The sequence below is a fragment of the Binatus sp. (SeqCode) genome (genome assembly GCF_049584895.1).
GTDB lineage: Bacteria > Desulfobacterota > Binatia > Binatales > Binataceae > Binatus.
Window position 1 is genome coordinate 1 of sequence record NZ_JBAUYR010000007.1, and the last position, 17,869, is coordinate 17,869.

16 protein-coding genes are annotated in these 17,869 nt (G+C 57.5%); 7 read left to right on the top strand and 9 right to left on the bottom strand.

Going from position 1 to position 17,869, the window contains the following annotated elements; genetic code table 11:
* The 5 genes from WB650_RS01390 to WB650_RS01410 all read right to left on the bottom strand — a co-directional run.
* Positions 1 to 272: c-type cytochrome (locus WB650_RS01390; RefSeq protein WP_423959144.1), on the bottom strand; the 272-nt coding region annotated here is incomplete at its 3' end.
* Positions 273 to 315: 43 nt separating this feature from the next.
* Entirely contained in the window at positions 316 to 1,668 is a 1,353-nt protein-coding gene (locus WB650_RS01395; protein WP_423959146.1) for an MFS transporter, read from the bottom strand.
* 97 nt (positions 1,669 to 1,765) lie between these two features.
* Positions 1,766 to 3,769 (bottom strand): ATP-dependent zinc metalloprotease FtsH, encoded by a 2,004-nt coding sequence (ftsH, locus tag WB650_RS01400; protein ID WP_422305804.1) that lies wholly within the window; start codon positions 3,767 to 3,769, stop codon positions 1,766 to 1,768.
* Positions 3,770 to 3,775: 6 nt separating this feature from the next.
* Positions 3,776 to 4,681, bottom strand: coding sequence for a hypothetical protein (locus WB650_RS01405; protein ID WP_422305806.1), 906 nt, complete (start codon positions 4,679 to 4,681; stop codon positions 3,776 to 3,778).
* 31 nt (positions 4,682 to 4,712) lie between these two features.
* Positions 4,713 to 6,704, bottom strand: coding sequence for a protein-L-isoaspartate(D-aspartate) O-methyltransferase (locus WB650_RS01410; protein WP_422305808.1), 1,992 nt, complete (start codon positions 6,702 to 6,704; stop codon positions 4,713 to 4,715).
* 498 nt (positions 6,705 to 7,202) lie between these two features.
* Here WB650_RS01410 and WB650_RS01415 point away from each other — a divergent pair, with 498 nt between their 5' ends.
* From WB650_RS01415 to WB650_RS01430, 4 genes are all read left to right on the top strand, one after another.
* A complete protein-coding gene (locus WB650_RS01415) occupies positions 7,203 to 8,288 on the top strand; it encodes an MlaE family ABC transporter permease (protein ID WP_422305810.1) in 1,086 nt (361 codons plus the stop codon).
* Positions 8,289 to 8,301: 13 nt separating this feature from the next.
* Positions 8,302 to 9,123 carry an ABC transporter ATP-binding protein gene (locus WB650_RS01420; RefSeq protein WP_422305812.1) on the top strand — a complete coding sequence of 274 codons (822 nt, stop codon included), beginning with the start codon at positions 8,302 to 8,304 and terminating at the stop codon, positions 9,121 to 9,123.
* Positions 9,116 to 10,075, top strand: a complete 960-nt coding sequence (locus WB650_RS01425) for an MlaD family protein (protein WP_422305814.1) — start codon at positions 9,116 to 9,118, stop codon at positions 10,073 to 10,075. The genes WB650_RS01420 and WB650_RS01425 overlap by 8 nt, the downstream gene beginning before the upstream one ends.
* A 69-nt stretch (positions 10,076 to 10,144) precedes the next feature.
* Positions 10,145 to 10,678, top strand: coding sequence for a hypothetical protein (locus tag WB650_RS01430; RefSeq protein ID WP_422305816.1), 534 nt, complete (start codon positions 10,145 to 10,147; stop codon positions 10,676 to 10,678).
* 90 nt (positions 10,679 to 10,768) lie between these two features.
* Here WB650_RS01430 and ppsA read toward each other — a convergent pair whose 3' ends face one another.
* The 4 genes from ppsA to WB650_RS01450 are packed head-to-tail and all read right to left on the bottom strand — an operon-like array spanning position 10,769 to position 14,625.
* Positions 10,769 to 13,168, bottom strand: a complete 2,400-nt coding sequence (gene ppsA / locus WB650_RS01435; protein ID WP_422305818.1) for a phosphoenolpyruvate synthase — start codon at positions 13,166 to 13,168, stop codon at positions 10,769 to 10,771.
* 16 nt (positions 13,169 to 13,184) lie between these two features.
* Positions 13,185 to 13,913: a tetratricopeptide repeat protein gene (locus WB650_RS01440; protein ID WP_423959150.1), complete on the bottom strand. Its 729-nt coding sequence runs from the start codon at positions 13,911 to 13,913 to the stop codon at positions 13,185 to 13,187.
* Entirely contained in the window at positions 13,910 to 14,440 is a 531-nt protein-coding gene (locus WB650_RS01445) for a hypothetical protein (RefSeq protein WP_422305822.1), read from the bottom strand. The genes WB650_RS01440 and WB650_RS01445 overlap by 4 nt, the downstream gene beginning before the upstream one ends.
* Positions 14,437 to 14,625: a hypothetical protein gene (locus WB650_RS01450; RefSeq protein ID WP_422305824.1), complete on the bottom strand. Its 189-nt coding sequence runs from the start codon at positions 14,623 to 14,625 to the stop codon at positions 14,437 to 14,439. Before WB650_RS01450 ends, WB650_RS01445 begins: the two co-directional genes overlap by 4 nt.
* Positions 14,626 to 15,024: 399 nt before the next feature.
* Here WB650_RS01450 and WB650_RS01455 point away from each other — a divergent pair, with 399 nt between their 5' ends.
* From WB650_RS01455 to WB650_RS01465, 3 genes are all read left to right on the top strand, one after another.
* A complete protein-coding gene (locus tag WB650_RS01455) occupies positions 15,025 to 15,975 on the top strand; it encodes a BON domain-containing protein (RefSeq protein ID WP_422305826.1) in 951 nt (316 codons plus the stop codon).
* 83 nt (positions 15,976 to 16,058) lie between these two features.
* Positions 16,059 to 16,565, top strand: coding sequence for a CBS domain-containing protein (locus WB650_RS01460; protein ID WP_422305828.1), 507 nt, complete (start codon positions 16,059 to 16,061; stop codon positions 16,563 to 16,565).
* A gap of 156 nt (positions 16,566 to 16,721) precedes the next feature.
* Complete coding sequence (locus WB650_RS01465; RefSeq protein ID WP_422305830.1) at positions 16,722 to 17,861, top strand: ABC transporter permease; 1,140 nt, start codon at positions 16,722 to 16,724, stop codon at positions 17,859 to 17,861.
* Positions 17,862 to 17,869 lie beyond the last annotated feature (8 nt).

Genomic DNA, 17,869 nt, shown 5'->3' on the forward strand with positions numbered 1-17,869 from the left:
TCCATCAATCGCGCTATCTGGTCCTCGGGCAGCGGATTTCCGTATTTCCGGGAGAGCAGACGCAAGTCAGCTGGGGGCTCTGTAAGTTCGTGTTCCAGAGGTCCGTGACCATCAGCTTTGACTCCATGGCAAGCGGCACAATGCTGTAGATATTGTTCTCGACCTTCGCGTATATCGTTGCCCTGGGCAATCGCCGGCGTGGCAAGTAGCAAAAATCCGAGCAGCAGAATGATATCTGGTCGAAGTGAATTCTTTCTGAAAATCAGGTTCATAGTTCCCGGCTCCGCAGATCTTGCGTTCAAGCGGTTGAGGCTATCATATTTTCGAAACGTTCTTCTGGGCTGGCAAAGCGATAGCTGTCTGTGGCCCTGCTTCATGCCCGAGAACTAGCGTGTGCTCGGAGCTAGAAGGGATTTGTTGCACGACCGCTGCGGTAGCACATACCCATTTTCGGTAGATCCAGGCGTGGATCAGTACTGCCGCAATTCCGTTGATCAAAAATACATGACTTACCCCTAGATAAGTCACCGAGACGGCTGCCACGAGATTTCCAAGTGATAGGCCTCCCCGCATCGCGAGCATGTAGAGACTCGAAGTCCGGCCCCGAATCCTGTCATGAGCTGTGTATTGGAGGATCGAGTTCGCCGAGGTGTTGCTCGCTGTCATCGCAGCTCCGCACAACACCAGAAGAACGCTCAATAGTGGAAGCGATCGATTCACCGCGACGAGCGTGAGAAGCGCGCCGTAAAGAACGGCGGCTCCCGAACATAACTTTATGCGATCGACGCGTCCTTCGACGGCTAGAATCCCCGTTGCTCCAATCAGACCGCCCGCACCGAATGCGGCGATTGCCTGTCCAAAGTGACTGGCGTCGGAGTGAAACACGTGCTTGATCAACACCGGGCTGAAGGCGATTAGAGGGCCGCAGAACATGCTTGTGACCAAGACCGTGCATAGTGCGCCCAGAAGTCTAGGCTGGCGACCGATCCTGCGAATCTCCGCGAACCACGGTCGGCCGCTGCTCATCGCGAATCGGCGGTCAGCCTTGCGTGTCACTCGAATCCAATAAACCGTGAGTAGCAGGGGTATGTAAGAGAGCGCATTCGCTCCGAAGCACCAGACCGGGCCGTACCGGGCCATCACCACGCCGGCAATCGCCGGACCCAGCACCCTCGATAAATTGAATTGTGTGGAATTCAGAGCGATCGCCGTTCCGATCTGATTGGGAGCGACGATCGACGGCACGATAGACTGGAAGGCGGGCATCGAGAGCGCATCTGTGATGCCGACGATGAGTGACAAGCCGATAATCATCCAGACATGAATCGTCCGCGTGAGAATCAACAGAACCAGGAGAATCGGGCAGAGCATCTGGATAGTCTGAAAAAAAGCGATGACTTTACTTCGGTCGCGACGGTCCGCGAGCACTCCTCCCAAGAGCGTCAGAATCCAGACCGGCGCATCCATCGCGAAAGCGTCGAGGCCGAGCAGAAACGAAGAGCCACTCATGCTCAAGATGAGCCACGGCTCGGCGACCTGCTGCATCCATGTCCCGAGATTGGAAAGCAGGCTTCCGACCCAGAACGAACCGAACCTTCGCGTTAAAAGAAGGCGGACCGAACTCAGCAGCGAGTGATTGCGAACCGTCGCACTGCCCGTTGGAGTCATTGGCAGCTAGATCGCCACATATGGATGCTGTCTAAAATCAAGGTTAACCGCCCGCCATGCATACCTGGATTTGAGAATTGGCTGAGTATTGCGAAAATTATTTCCGTAAACCTGCAACGCTCTTCTCCATCTCTACTAGTCCTGAATCGGGACGAGGACCCAGGATATGATGCAATTCCTCGGAACTAACGGTTTCCTCTCGCAGAAGAGCTTCGGCGAGCCGATCCAGCCGCTCCCGCGATTCAGTCAAGCAACGGCGGACACTATCGTGGGTTTCCTGCAGCAGACGCGAGACCTCCTGGTCTATTCGGGCCGCAGTCGCTTCGCTGTAATCGCGTCCTTGCGAGATCTCGTATCCGAGGAAAGGTTGCTGCTCGTCGGTTTTGAAAGCCACCAACCCGAGCTTGCTCATCCCCCATCGGGTCACCATGCGGCGAGTCAGGCGAGTAGCTTCCACAAGATCGTTCTCTGCGCCAGTGGTCACGTCGCCGAAAACGATCTCTTCTGCCGTGCGTCCGCCGAGCAGCACTGCCAGTCGCGCCCTTAGATAGGACAGGCTCAGGTTGTGACGCTCTTCGCCGGGGACCTGCTGCGTCATTCCGAGAGCTTGTCCATGCGGGACGATCGTCACCTTGTGCACCGGGTCAGAGCCCGGAGTCAGCCACGCAACGACAGCGTGCCCACATTCGTGATATGCAACCACGCGCCGTTCGCGGGGATTCACCAATTGTGGATGAGCCGCACCCATCCGAACTTTGTCCTGACTCTCTTCAAAATCCGACATTGTAACAGCCTGATGGTCATGTCTGGCCGCGGTAAGCGCAGCTTCGTTGCAAAGGTTTGCCAAATCCGCACCACTCATGCCTATGGTGCTGTTCGCAAGTATGGCAAGGTCGACATCGCCGGCGAGTCGGAGCTTGGCAGTGTGGATGCGCAAGATTCCTTCGCGCCCTATCTTGTCTGGAAGAGTAATCACCACCTGACGATCAAAACGTCCCGGACGCAGCAGCGCTGGATCGAGAACGTCGGGGCGATTGGTCGCCGCCAGAATAATCACCTCGATCCGCTCGTCAAAACCGTCGAGCTCGCCCAGTAGCTGATTGAGCGTCTGTTCGCGCTCGTCGTTGACGGTGCCTATGCCAGCGCCACGTCGCCGTCCGACCGCATCCAACTCGTCGATGAACACAATCGCCGGCGCCGCCTCCTTGGCCTGCCGGAACAAGTCTCGGACCCGGCTCGCTCCCACGCCGACGAACATCTCGACAAACTCAGATGCATTCAGGCTGAAGAACGGGACCCCGGCCTCTCCCGCTACAGCGCGTGCCATAAGAGTCTTGCCTGTCCCTGGTGCTCCGACGAGAAGCACTCCTCTGGGAATTCGTGCGCCCAAATCGTGATACTTCTTGGGATGCTTCAGGAAATCGACCTCTTCCTGAAGCTCAGCCTTGGCCTCGTCCGCTCCTGCCACGTCATTGAAAGTGACTTTCGGCTGCTCGCTGCTGTAACGCTGCGCCTTCATGCGCCCGAAGCCGAACATACCCGATTGGCTACGTACGGCTCGGTTACTTAGCCACCAGAAAAATCCGAATAGAACTAGCAAAGGCCCCCACGTGACTAGGAGCTCGATGAACCACGGAGTCGAAGACGACGACACATCGACGACCACGTGGTGTGCGATGAGCAGCGGCATCAAAGCGGGGTCACCGACGGTAGCGGGAAAGGTCGTAGTGAATTCGCTATACGCAGAGGGGGGCTGTACCGCAGGGCCGGCGCCGGTAGTTGTTGGAGGCACAGACGGAGGCTGCGTGGGTTTCGATGCTGGCTTTGTCGGAGATTCGCTCGGTGGCCAAACGATTTGTTTTACAAATTTTCCCTCGATCATGTCTGCAGCGATATGGACACGGGAGACGTTGTTCTCTTGAACCTGCGCGACAAAGAACGAATAGGGGATAGCAGCCTTGGGTTGCGATCGTGGCCACAAGCCGACGACGTACCAGATCAGCAATGCAAGGGACATCAGCCACCAGAACATAACGCCGCGGGGGAGCGGCGGTGGCTTACCCTGCGTGCCCCTTTGCGTCTTTTCTTGCTGCTCAGCCATCTGACGCTAGGTCCCGATGCGCTGCGGTATGAACTCGCCGGGGCAAGATGATACGCAAGCCATCACGTGCGTGATCGCATCAGTGTCGTATTCGTCGCCCGAGCGGTACCCTTCGAAAAACGAGTTCAATCGCGCCACGCGCGCGGGCCATTCGTCAACCGCCTGGAGACCGAGGGAGACGCCGTAGTTCGTAAACGCAAACTTGACCGAAGGCACTCCCAACTCGCGGCAAAAATACCCGGGCCGATCGATCCACATCCTGTTGAGCATGGCGAGACTCCGCTCGCGATGAACAATTGCCCAACGCTCTTCGGGAAAAAAACTCGTCATCCATAGCATCATTCCGAGACCTAGGTCTTGGGTGATAACGAGATCTCGGTAGCTTCGTTCGACGATGACCTTCATCTCTCGGATTTCATCCACGAGCGCATCTTCGTGAAGCAGCTTGTAAACAAGGTACCCATGGAACGGATCGAGTGCACCGAGTCCGAAACCGGGGTACGGTGCGCTTAAATCCTCCAGCATTTTCCAATGCACACTTATGCCCGGAATTATGAAGGCTGGATGGATGTCCTTCACCAGTTGGATCGCCTTCGCGCGGTATTCAGGAATTATTTTGCCAAGGCGTGTCAGCGCGAAAATCCACATCGCCAGATAGTGAAAGTACTGGCCGTCGCGGTCCGGAGCTTCACCAATTCTAAAGCCGCGCTGTCGGCCGAGAACACGCTCGACCTCGGCGACAACGCGCTGAGCTTCGTCGAGAAACTTTTTCTGCTTCAGTTCGTGGTAGAGCGAGACCAGCAGAACGACACCGAAAGCATCGGTCCATAGGTATCGCTTGCCGTTGGGCCAGATGCTTTGTTCGCGCATCCAGTCGAGCTTGTGTAATACCTTTTTGATATTCGCATTCATTTCGTTCTTTATTAGTGACACGCATCGGCAGTCAGACGCCGAACGGATACGTCTCCGGCACGCCCGGTGCGACGACCGATGGAAGCGGCGATACCGCACGCGTTTCGTCGAACCAGATGTATTCGTCGAATTGGCGGGGCAAACACGCCTGGAAGTAATGGCTTTGGAGTTCGGATTCGGGTCGATAGATTACTCCAATCGCGCGTTCGAGGCGCGCGGATTCCAGCTCGTCGCGAACCGCCTGCCGCACAGGGTCTCTAAGATGCAGCATGAAAGCTTTGATCTCGGAATCGTGGCATAGACGTTCATAGCTGGCCTCGTGCGACGGCCTTATCCGTTTGATCTCCATTGGCCCGTCCCAATCCGAGGCTGCTGCCACGGTCCCATGGTCAGTACCGAAGCCAACCAAGTATGCCGACTCGGCGAACCGCGCGCGCGATAGCTGTCCGACGTTATGTTCACCACGCGTGCCCATCTCGGTAGCCGAGGCGTCGCCAACGTGCGAGTTGTGCTCCCACACGATGCCCTTGCTGCCAGGCCCGTGAAATTCCAGCAATCTCTCGAGCGTGTCGAACATGTGCTGATCGCGCAGATTCCATGACTCGACGTTTCCGTAATACATGACGCGGTAGTAACGCTCGGCCGCTGCTACGAGGCGAGCATTCTGCGCCGCGTCGAAGAAGCGATCACCGTCGCGCTGCGAGTATTCGATTCGCCGATTCAACATGTCGCGCAACATCGCAACAACCGCCGCTTCGCAGTCTTGATATCGTCCGCTCAGCACAGCTCGCCCGTACACGGCGGGATCCTGTTCCCATGGACTCAGGCATGCGTAACGCTGCCGCGCGACCGCTGCCATCTTTGGATCGACGCTGTTCAGGTACGTGATGACCGCATTGATCGAGGTGAACAGGCTGTAGAGATCCAATCCATAGAAGCTTGCGCGTCGCTCTGGTTCCGATACCTCGGCATTCCAGGCGCGCAGCCACTCAATTAAATCCAACGCCTCATGGTTTCGCCACATCCAGGTCGGGAATCGCGCGAAGGCCTTCCACTGTTCTTGGCGCACCGGAGCATGGCGGATGTATTGGTTGATCCGTGCCGCGTCGGGCCAATCAGCCTCGACTGCGACGAAATTGAACCCGTGCCGCAAGATCAGTTCTTTCGTGATTCGGGCACGCATCCGGTAGAACTCTGACGTTCCGTGAGTTGCCTCGCCGAGCAGGACGACGCGCGAATCCCCGATCCGCTCTATCAGAGAGCTCACGTCGGCTTGGTCGATGTCCGCAATGGGTTCGGCAGTCTCGCGGATTAGCTTGGCGATCGTCGTGGAACGGCTGCGCTGAGTAGAAGGGCGCACAGCTTTTGCAACGCCGGCGTCCCAACCCTCCGATCCGATCAATGGAACGAATTGAACGTCGCCGAGATCCTCGTCTTCGAAACGGTCCTGACTGGTCCGGGTCACTCGAACCAGGCGTTGCAGTCGCGAGGTTTCGCCTACCGGGATGATGAGACGGCCGCCAATCGCGAGCTGTTGCAGCAACGGCTTGGGCACCTGCGGACCGCCGGCCGTCACGATGATCACGTCGTAGGGACTATGCTCGGGCCAACCAAGAGTACCGTCGCCATAAAGAACCTTGACGTTCGAATAGCCCAAACTGTCTAAACGTTCCGTCGCCAGCTTGGCCAGTTGCTCGTGGCGTTCGATGGTGTATACCTCGCCAACTACCTGCGAGAGCACAGCCGCCGCATATCCAGAGCCGGTCCCTATCTCCAGCGCACGGTCGCCCGCGCGCGGTTCCACACTCTCGATCATCAGGGCGACGATGTAGGGCTGCGAGATCGTCTGGTCGGCCTCGATCGGTAAAGGCGTATCGCGGTAAGCGAACTCGGCAAGCTCTTCGGGAATGAAAGCCTCGCGCGGGACATGCCGCATCGCCTCGAGCACAGCCGGGTTGTGAACTCCACGGCCTGCAATCTGATCTTTGACCATCCGAAGGCGTTCGTTTGTCAAATCAAGCATGATTATTTCCTCGAAAAAGTTGCCGAGCGACCCGAGACCTTCTTCATCCTCGCTTTATCTTAGCTACTGCCGTGCCAAGACTCGCCGAAGACCAACCCAAGATAGATTTTTCGGAATGTTTGTTCTCTGCGCAAAGGAGGTTTGTGCGTTGCGAAACTCCGAACCAAGCGAAAGCCCGCATAGAAAACCCGATACGCTGATTCGAACGGACTCATGACCCCGCTTAGCAAGTGGCGCGATCGGACACAGTTATGGTGACAGTCGTTCCCAGGTCTTCAGTCTTTCCTGCCGGAGCGAATGCTCGAACCCGGCCAACAACTAAATGATGACGCTGATGTTCAGGGGACGCGAAAGTCTGTTAGCGTAATGGCGATTTCTCATGCTCGATCATCAATATTTCCGGAGGTTTGACTGAGCACACCTGCCAGCCCCATGGTCTCTTCGCCAATCTCCGCCGCCTCGGCTCGCGTTTCGTTTTCGCGGACGAGGGACGCTACCGTGACGGTTCGGCTCGCGGGCGAGTGGCATCTTCATCTCACCGGCGTGTCTGATGAGCCCATCGAAAGAATACTCGATACTGCCCCGCCTCCGGCGCGGATCACCTTCGATGCCGGCGCCCTGCGCGAATGGGGAAGCGGGCTTGTGGCCTGGGTGGAAATACTGATTGAAGCCTGCGATGTGCGCTCGATCGCCGTTGATCGCGGCGGCCTGCCCGAGGGTGTGCGACGCCTCCTCGATTTGGCACGCGCGGTGCCCGAAACCGAAGGCGCGCGCCATGAGGTTCAGCATCTCAAGATTCTCGAGCGCGTCGGTACGGTAAGTATCGGTTACGAGCGATCGGTCGCCGACTCGCTGGAATTCATCGGAGAAGTCATCCTCGCGTTCGGCCGCATGATGCGCGGGCAAGCTCGCTTTCGCAGATCGGACTTGATGCTTGAAATTCAGGAGTGCGGCGCGGACGCGCTCGGAATCGTAGCGCTAATCAGCTACCTGGTGGGAATCATCCTGGCGTTCATGGGCGCGATCCAGCTCAGTCAGTTCGGCGCTCAAATCTACGTCGCCGACCTGGTCGGAATCGGCGTCACCCGCGAGATGGGTGCGATGATGACAGCGATCATCATGGCAGGCCGCACCGGCGCCGCGTTCGCGGCGGCGCTCGGCACGATGAAGGTGACCGAGGAAATCGACGCGCTCTCGACGATGGGAATTTCGGCGCTCGAGTTTCTCGTGCTGCCACGCATGATCGCGCTGATATTGATGATGCCGCTGCTCTGCCTCTACTCGGATCTGATCGCTATCTTTGGCGGAGCCACGATCGGATCGCTGATGCTCGGTATTTCGCCGACTGTCTACTTGCACGAAACGGCCAGATCGATAACCGCAGGTTACATAATTGGCGGACTGGTGAAGGCCACCGTCTATGGCGCGTTGGTGGCACTCTCTGGATGCATGCGCGGATTTCAATGTGGCAGCAGTTCATCGGCGGTCGGCGAGGCGACTACATCGGCGGTAGCGACCGGCATCGTGTTTATCGTCCTTGCATGCGGCATCTTCGCGTTCGTCTACCACGCGCTTGGTATATGAACCCGGGTAGCGAATGACGAAATCGAGCGAAACAGCCGCGATACCCGCGCGGGCCGGCAGTTCCGAGGCGCGGATCGAAGTGCGCGATCTCACTATGGCGTTCGGTGACTTTGTAGTGATGCGCGACCTGAACTTCATCGTGCGTCGCGGCGATATCTTCGTGGTGATGGGTGGCAGCGGATGTGGCAAATCCACACTGCTACGTCACATGATCGGGCTGCTGGAGCCGGCACGCGGCGAAATCTTGTACGAAGGAAAGAGCTTCACCCGCGCATCAACCGAGGAACGCCAGCGTATGCTGCGGCGCTTCGGCGTAACCTATCAGTCCGGTGCACTGTGGAGTTCGATGACGCTCGCGGAAAATATCGCATTGCCGCTGGCCGAGTTCACCGATCTAAGCGAGTGGGAAATTCAAGCAATCGCGAAGCTCAAACTCGGATTGGTTGGGCTCAAGGGTTTTGAAGACTATTATCCGAGCCAAATTAGCGGCGGTATGCAAAAGCGTGCCGCGCTGGCACGTGCGATGGCGCTGGATCCGGACGTGCTGTTCTTTGACGAACCGTCCGCGGGACTCGATCCGATAAGCACCCGGCTCCTCAACGAGCTGATCATCGAACTCCGCGACAGTCTGGGCGCGACGATTATGGTCGTCACGCACGACCTCGCGAGCATCTTCATGATCGCAAACAACTCCGTGTTCCTCGACGGGATATCGCGCCGGATGATCGCGCAAGGCGATCCGCGCGAACTGCGTGACCATTGCGATATCCCAGCGGTGCAGAAGTTTCTCCGCCCTGACCTGGAAAGTCGCGCAGAGGCTCTTAGCGATGGGTAGGCGCGTGAGTCCGGCGCTGGTCGGCGCGTTCGCGATTGGCGCTGTCGCGATTATCGTCATCGCGATCGTCGCGCTTGGTTCGGGCCGCCTGTTCCGTAAGACCCGCGAATACGTCATGTACTTTTCGGGCAGTGTGAACGGCCTGCTGGTCGGCGCGTCGGTCAAGATGGAAGGCGTGCCGGTCGGCGCGGTGAAGGAAATTCGGCTTGGCTTCAATCCGCGCGGCGAGCCGGTCGAGGAATTTCCGACCAAGGTAAAAATCGCGGTGATCGTCGAACTCGATGAGACAATGCTGCGCGCGCGCGGCGTCCGCAATACAGATTTGGCGGACCCACAGCATATTGAGCGCGCCGTGCAGCACGGATTGCGCGGCGTGCTCGCGATGGAAAGTCTCCTCACAGGAATTTTGTACGTAGATCTGGAGATGCTGCCGGACACTCCCGCCAATTTCGTGCAGCAGCAAAATGACGAGTACGTTGAAATTCCGACGATTCCAACCGCACTCGAGCAGGCCCAGGTTACGGTGACGCAGATTCTTGAGCATCTGCAGCGAGCTGACTTCGAGAAGACATTGGCAGACCTGAACGCGACGCTAGACTCGCTGAGAAAGTTTACGAGCTCGCAGCAGCTGCAGGATGCGGTCGCCAATCTCGCAAAGGCATCGGCGGAGCTGGCCGCAACCGCAGCGAGCATTCGCCACCTCGCCGACAACATGAATGCCCAAACTGGACCGCTGGCCAAAAGCCTGCGCCAGACGGCGGACAATGCAAATGTGACCTTGGCGCACGCGCAGGCCGCGCTGGCCAACCTGCAAGCCACCTTCGATCCGCAGGCGCCGCTCGCCCTTCAGCTCAACGAGACTCTGACTGAGTTGTCCAAATCGGCGCGCTCGATGCGTGAACTGACTGACTATCTGGAACGCAACCCAAGTTCGATCGTGCGCGGCAAGTAGCCGAGGAGCGAGCAAGCAAGGCACAAGTGCAGGGCTGGCGCGACGACACGCAATGATTAAATTCACGAGATGAGAAAGCGCGCCTTCGATTTCATTCCCGCATCAATAGTCGCATTTTCGTTATTCGACGGGCTTTTGTCCTGCTCAAGTGACGTGGTGTCATCTCAAGAGCGCGGCCAGGCAATTGAGCAGTTGCGACAAGCGAGGCAAGCCGACTTGGATGAGGCGAACGATATCTCCTTGGGTTTCGTCACGGAAGGCGACTGTCTTAGGCAGGCCGAGAAGGCCGATTCGGCGATCAGAGACTTGAACGAAAACTCGAATGTCGACCGATCGGAGATAACAGAGGCGCTATTCGTTCCGCCAAAGCATATCTCGCCCGAGCTGAGGGCAAAGTTAGTGGAGAGGTTGGAGCAAGCAAAGGCGCTCGACGATGAGAAGTGGCACAACAACCTGGGAAGCGAAGATGAAGAGTGGCTTACCCTGTTATGCGATATTCAGGCAAGGCGAGCGACGCGAGTTATCAATAAACTTGAAGCCCGAGAGCCGGTTTCGTGGTTTGAGATCAACGACGCAATGAAAACGCCGGACGAAATACCATAGGACTCCGCGCTTCGCAAATTAATCGCGAACCATCTGAAGCCGTTCATTTGTCAGGTCAATTGTATTCGCCATCCTGTTGGCCCTTCATTTTCATGCCGCAGGCGTCATTACTTCGGACTCTGCTGAAGCGACAGCTCGCTTCACGCGGGCGAAGCTGTCCGGGCTGACAGAAATAGAATCGATGCCGGCGTGGACGAGGAAGCGCGCGAACTCCGGATGGCTGCTCGGCGCCTCGCCGCATAGACCGACTTTGCGCCCGAGCTTGTGCGCCGATCGGATCACGTCTGTGATCAGCGTGGTTACAGCTTCGTTCTGTTCGTCGAAAAGCGGCGCCAGCCGCTCGGAATCGCGATCGACTCCAAGGGTGAGCTGCGTCAGATCATTGCTGCCTATCGAGAAGCCGTCGAACCTCTCGGCAAATTTCTCAGCCAGGATTACGTTCGATGGAATTTCGCACATCACGTAAACCTCGAGCTTGTCCTGCCCTCGCTTAAGACCGTAATCGGCCATCGTCGCAAGCGTTTTGTCCGCCTCGTCCAAAGTGCGGCAAAAAGGAATCATCACGATAACGTTGCGCAGGCCTATTTGATCGCGCACCTTCTGAATCGCGCGACATTCGAGCGCAAAGCCTTCACGATATCCTTCGTCGTAATATCTGCTAGCGCCCCGCCATCCGAGCATCGGGTTCTCTTCGGTGGGTTCGAACTGCACTCCACCGATGAGCCGCGCATACTCGTTAGTTTTGAAATCGCTCATGCGAACGATCACCGGATTGGGATATCGCGCGGCGGCAATTTGCGCGATCCCGAAAGCCAGCTTATCGACAAAATAATCAGGTTTGTCTCGATACCCTCGGGTCAACTCGGCGATCTGCCGCCGTGCCTTCGCATCTCTAAGTTTTGCAAATGACACCAGCGCCATCGGATGAATCTTGATGATGTTGCCGATGATGAATTCCATGCGCGCAAGACCGATACCGTCGGCCGGTAGCCGCCACCACCGAAGCGCCGCTGAAGGATTGGCCATATTGAGCATCACCTTCGTGTGCGTTCTCCAGGTGTCTTCGAACACGCGGTCGGAGACCTCGAACGGAACTGCGCCATCGTAAACGTAACCCTGTTCGCCCTCGGCGCATGAGACGGTAATGGTTTGGCCGCTCTTGAGTATCGACGTAGCGTTGCCGGTGCCGACGATCGCGGGCAAGCCGAGCTCACGGCTGACGATCGCCGCATGCGAGGTGCGTCCGCCGTGATCAGTAACTATCGCGGTGGCGCGCTTCATGATCGGCATCCAGTCAGGATCGGTGGTCGCGGTTACCAGGATTGCGCCCTTCTGGAATTGTCCGATCTCCGAGGGACTCTTGAGCTTGCAAACCTTGCCGGAAGCGATCGCGTCACCGATGCTGAGCCCGGTCAGCAGCCGCTTCCCCTTGCCCTTGAGGGTGTAGGTTTTGGTCGCTGCGGCCTCTCTGCGTGATTGCACCGTCTCCGGCCGTGCTTGCACGATGAACAACTCGCCGGTCTTGCCATCCTTCGCCCATTCGATATCCATCGCGCGCTTGTAGTGTTCCTCGATCGCCACCGCCCACCGCGCGAGCCGGAGGATTTCTTCGTCCGTCAGAACGAAAGACGATTGTTCTCGGGCTGAAGTACGAACAGTACGGGTGCTCCCACCCCGGCTCGCATAGATGATCTTCTCTTTCTTTGCGCCCAGATTCTTTTCGATAATCGGACGGAGCCCCGGCTCTGCCAGCAGGGGCTTGAAGATCATGTACTCGTCGGGATCGACCTCGCCTTGAACCACCGCTTCGCCCAATCCCCACGCGGCGTTGATCAAAATGGTCCTCGGAAACCCACTGTCAGTATCGATTGAGAACATGACGCCCGCACTGCCCACGTCGGAGCGAACCATCGTCTGAACTCCGACCGAGAGCGCGACTTTCATGTGCTCGAAGTGATGATTCTCGCGATAGACAATCGCACGATCCTTAAACAGCGAAGCGAAACAGCGCCTGCAGGCGTCGAGCAGGTCTCGCTCGCCGCGCACATTGAGATAGGTCTCGTGCTGCCCCGCGAAACTCGCGTCGGGCAAGTCCTCGGCGGTCGCGCTACTCCTGACGGCAACGTCGAAATTGTTTCGTCGGCTCTTTTCACACATCAGCCGGTACGCCTTCGTGATTGCATCTTCCATATCCTTGGGGAATCGGGCAGTGGCAATCATTCTGCGTATCGAGCTGCCGGCACGGGCAAGTGTGACCTCTTTTTTCTTGAGCTGCTGAAGGACTGCCGCAACTTTCTGTCGGAGATGGTTTGCGTCCAGGAAAGACCAATAACCCGCGGCTGTGATCGCAAAGCCTTCCGGCACCGCGATTCCGGCGTCACTCATGTTTCGGGTCATCTCGCCGAGGGAGGCGTTCTTGCCTCCCAACTGCGCGACGTCTGAAGACTCGGGATCGGAGAACCAGACTATGTGACGCAAATCTGCGGACATCTCAGGCATCCTCCACTCAGCGCGAACTCGGCGACGAGTCCGCAATCAGATTAGGACGGAGTTCCGAAGCCTCATTCGCGGTCGCGCGCTCGAAGAAGTCGAAGTTCCTCCGTGCCGGCTGATAATCCGGATCGATGCGGATCAGTTTTGTCCATACGGCGCGGGCACCGTTATTGTTGCCCATTCCCGCATAGATTACCGCGAGAGTATTCTGCGCATCTGGTTGATCAGGATCGATCTTTAGAGAATCCAGGATTTCAGTCAGAGCCTCTGACAGCCTTCCAGCGCGCTCGTACGCGAGACTCAGATCAAAGTGCGCTTCGCTATGCTGAGGACCAAGCCGAGTCGCGGTCCTCAAGGCGTCTATCGCGGAGATGGTGTTACCGTTCTCCAGGTATAGCAGGCCAAGGTTCAAGAAGAGGTCCCATTCTCGCAGGCCAAGGTGTTCGGCGCGCTGATATTCGCGCAGTTCCCCCGCTGCGTTGTGGCTCATTCCATAAGCAAAGCCCAGGTGATAGTGGGCCAGGGCATCGTTGGGATCGTGCCGCACAACTTGTTCATGAAGGCGGATTGCCTCCGGATAGTCTTCGACACCTAGGGCATAATCAGCGCTGACATTGCAGACCGCTTCGGAAGCGCCGCTCGACGCAGCCCGGATTGGTGTGGCGAGGAGCAAAACCAGAGCTGACGCGACGAGAGCACGTGTCGCGAGATTCCACGAGAGCCGACGGGCCGAAGCGTTCATTTCGATTTCTTCGCTTGCGCATGCGTTTGCGCGATCTTCACCGTGGCCAACAGGCTGCCGTCTTCATGGGACCACGAAAAGTGTGAGCGTCCACCGAACGCCTTCTCGACTTCGCGTGCGATGCGATGGGCGAGCTTCTGCGAAGTCGTCAGTACTTCGAGGTTGTTGCCGTTTCGGTTGGTCGCGACTACTCGACGCTCGGGTTGTGTAAACTGCGCGCGCTTCTCGACGTTGGCGATCCGAGCCGAAACGGCCTCGATGGTCGCGCTATCGTCGACAGCAATCAGCACCCGGCCGTGATACTGGCCAGCAGCCGTTTGTGCGCAACCGGGACATTTGACCCACGGCGCCTTGTCCATAACCTCGCGCGCCAGCTGGCGGCCGCTGCGCCAGCTTTTCCCGGTGTATACCGCGCCGCACCGTTCGCATATCGAGGGATCGCTGAATTTTTGCTTTCTGGCGACCGGCGGGCTCTTGTCCGACCGGGTACCGCGTCGATCCAAACTTCGTACGAGACCCTTGTTCATCGAAATCTCCTTGCGTGGCTGGCTCTGGACGAATGTGGTTGGTAGTGAGCCATCTTCTTGTAGATGGCCATGACGATCCGATAGAAGCGCTCGCCCGTCGCGTCGGGATACTCTTCGCGGGCACGCGCTTTCGCCCGCTCCCATGCGACTTCCTCTTCTGGTGTTCGGACGACATTTACGGGCATTTTCTGAGTCCTCTGGAGTCTCTGAGCTACAACCGTGCCAAGCTGAGGCAAATGCTTGGGCGGGGCGAGCACTCAGCGAGACCACCCTTCTCGTCGTTGTTTTGATTCTCAAAGTAGCTCGAGCGGCCAGGACAGGGATCGCTCAGAATCATGTTCGAGGCGTGCAATGGGTCCATACGCATCAATGGTCCGGACGCAGTGACGCGATCGGCTACATCGCCCGCGCAAATTTGAGTCGCTCTAGCCTGAATTTGGATGGCGCGTTGCTTGCTCAAGCAGTGGATAAGAGGAGATCCCCGAATCGCACACAAAGAAGCAGATGGTAAGAGGCACAAAGACGCCGAACGAGATAACCGAGGATCGAGTCAGCGGATGCCCTAGGTGAAGGAGCGACTGGATATGAAAACTGACAATGAACTGCGTCGCGATGTGGAGATGGAACTTCAATGGGACCCGGGCGTCGATGCTCGCGACATTGGCGTCGCCGCTAAAGATGGCGTGGTCACCCTGACCGGCCAAGTGTCCAGCTGCGGCGAAAAGTGGGCAGCAGAGCGGATTGCTAAACGCATCGCAGGCGTGGCGGGCTTGGCAAACGAGATTGAACTAAAGCTGAACACCGAACGGACTGACACGGAGGTCGCTCAGGAGGCAGCGCTTGCACTTAAGATCAGCGGAACCGTGCCCCCGGGCCACGTTAAGGCCATCGTGGAACGCGGTTGGATCACCTTAGAGGGCAACGTCGACTGGCAATATCAGAAAACAGCAGCCGAGGATTTAGTCCGCCATCTCGCAGGCGTAAAGGGTGTCAAAAATGGTCTTGTGATAGTGCCGAATGCGAAGCCGACAGAGGTCAGGTCGCAGATTGAAGCAGCCTTCGAGCGCAATGTTCAGATCGACGCGCGTCACATCTCGGTAGAGGCCGTCACGGAACGTCGACAGACCCTTCGGGAGATGCTGGCCCGGCTGCAGGACGAAGCTCGACGGAAAATAAAGGACCTCCAAAGGGATCAGGAGCAAGTGTCCAACTTAGGGCCGGCTGACGAGATGAATTCGGCGAGCACGACCGGCGAGGCCGAAACTCACGCAGGACTCGTCGCGATGACGGAAGAGAAGCTCAGATACCTCGATGAAGCTCTCGCACGCCTTGAGGCGGATAAATATGGCCGATGTCAGAATTGCTCCGATTTAATTTCGATCGAGCGTCTGATGGCGATTCCCTTCGCCTCGTACTGCGATAACTGCGAGAAAGGAATCAATCGCCAAAGAGGCGGATGGGGCCATGCGCCGTATGATGACCAATGGACTGTGCGCGAGGCGATAGAGAGTTCAGCCGGGACCCGAAACCCGTGAAGCGCCTCCTACGAAAGAAACGCCCGGGCCTCGACAATCGCACCGCCGGACCAAGGGTCCGAAGCTGAGACGGGGAATTTTCAATGAAAGTCGACCATTTGATGACTCGTGAGATCCAGGTATGCAAAGCCCACGAATCCCTCAATCGTGCGGCCCAGATAATGTGGGAACGTGACTGCGGCTTCGTCCCGGTGATCTCAAGTAACGGGAACGGCGCCTTAATCGGCGTCGTTACCGACCGTGACATCGCGATGGCCACGTATATCCAAGGCAAGCCGCCGCTCGCGATCCCGCTATCCCGCTTAATCTCCCGCAAGCCCATATCTTGTCACGCCGACGACGACATAACGAAGGCCGAAGCCCTGATGAGAGCCAATCAGGTGCGACGCCTGCCGGTCGTCGACCGGAGTGGACACATGGTTGGAGTCCTGTCGCTCAACGACATTGCTCGGGAAGTCCGGCGCGAAAAAGGAGCCGGACGCAAAAGAGAAGTCACTGCAAAGACCCTTTCAGAGACTCTCGCCGCAATTGGCGAACCTCGTCTCACTTCTGAGGGCAGCCGTATAGTAGATCTGGATTACGTCGAGTAATTGCTCACCCTTCGAGCGCGGGCACTGCGTCCTTTCGCTACAGTTTAAAGTTTGCACCGTTGTCGCTTTCGGACCCAGAGGTCCAATAGCGCTGTCGCCCACAAGCTGAAAATGAAGCCCTGAGAACGCGCACAATTCTTGCTCTCACTTGAAAACATGAAGGGAATTCTGATCCTCGCCTACAAGCTTTTGGTCAAAGACAAAGGCAAGTACACCGCGCTCCTTGTGGGGACCACCTTCTCGGTCTTCCTCATCGTCCAGATGACGTCCTCCTTCGCTGGGATTCTGACCAAGGCGTCCGCCACGGTCATCAATATCGGCGCGAAGATGTGGGTCATGGATCCGGCCGCAACGAACAGCGTCTTCGGCAGCATTCCGATGCCCGACTATGTCCTCGATTCGGTTCGTAGTATTGATGGCGTCAATTACGCCGTTCCGCTCTACGTGAGTTCGGCGTTGCTAAAGCTACAGGACGGCACATATCAGTCGGCCACCGTGATCGGACTTGATGACACGAGCTTGCTCGGGCGGCCGGAACTGGTCCAAGGCAACATCGACGACATCTTTGCCGAGAATGGATTCATCGCCGTGAAGGACGAAGAATTCCCCAAGCTCGGAAATCCAACGCTTGGGACCGAGTTTGAACTGAACGACCATCGCGGAGTCATCGTGGGAATAGCGACGGTTGCGACTGGCGCACTGTTCGGGACGCCGACGCTGTATACCACCTACAATCGGGCAATTCAGTACATCCCTTCAACGCGGTTCACTACGTCGTACATCTTGCTGGAACCCAAGTCTGATTCCGACATTCCGCGCATCACAGAGCAGGTTGCGCGGCTCGGCTATCTGGCTCAGACGAATGATGAATTCCAGAATGGGATCGAGAGCTACCTGATCTACAAAACCGGCATCGGCACCAACACGCTGCTGATGACGGTGATAAGTTTTCTTGTAGGCCTCTCGATCTGCGGTCAGACCTTCTACACCTTCATTATCGAGAATCTCGAACACTTCGGTGCGCTCAAAGCCATGGGCGCCAAGGGCCGCGAACTTGTGTACGTGATCCTGTTCCAGGCCGGGTTTACCGCGCTCGTCGGCTACGGCTTGGGAATCGGCCTGGCCACCGTTTTGATAGCAGCCGCAAAGCTCAGACTGCCTGAGTATGCCTCCCGCGTGACTTACACCAATCTCGGCCTCGCTTTTCTCCTGGTCGTAATAATTGCGAGCGTCTCCGGGTACGCCGGGGTGCGCCGCGTACTTAAAATCGAACCGTTCGATATCTTCCGAGGCTGACATGGCGG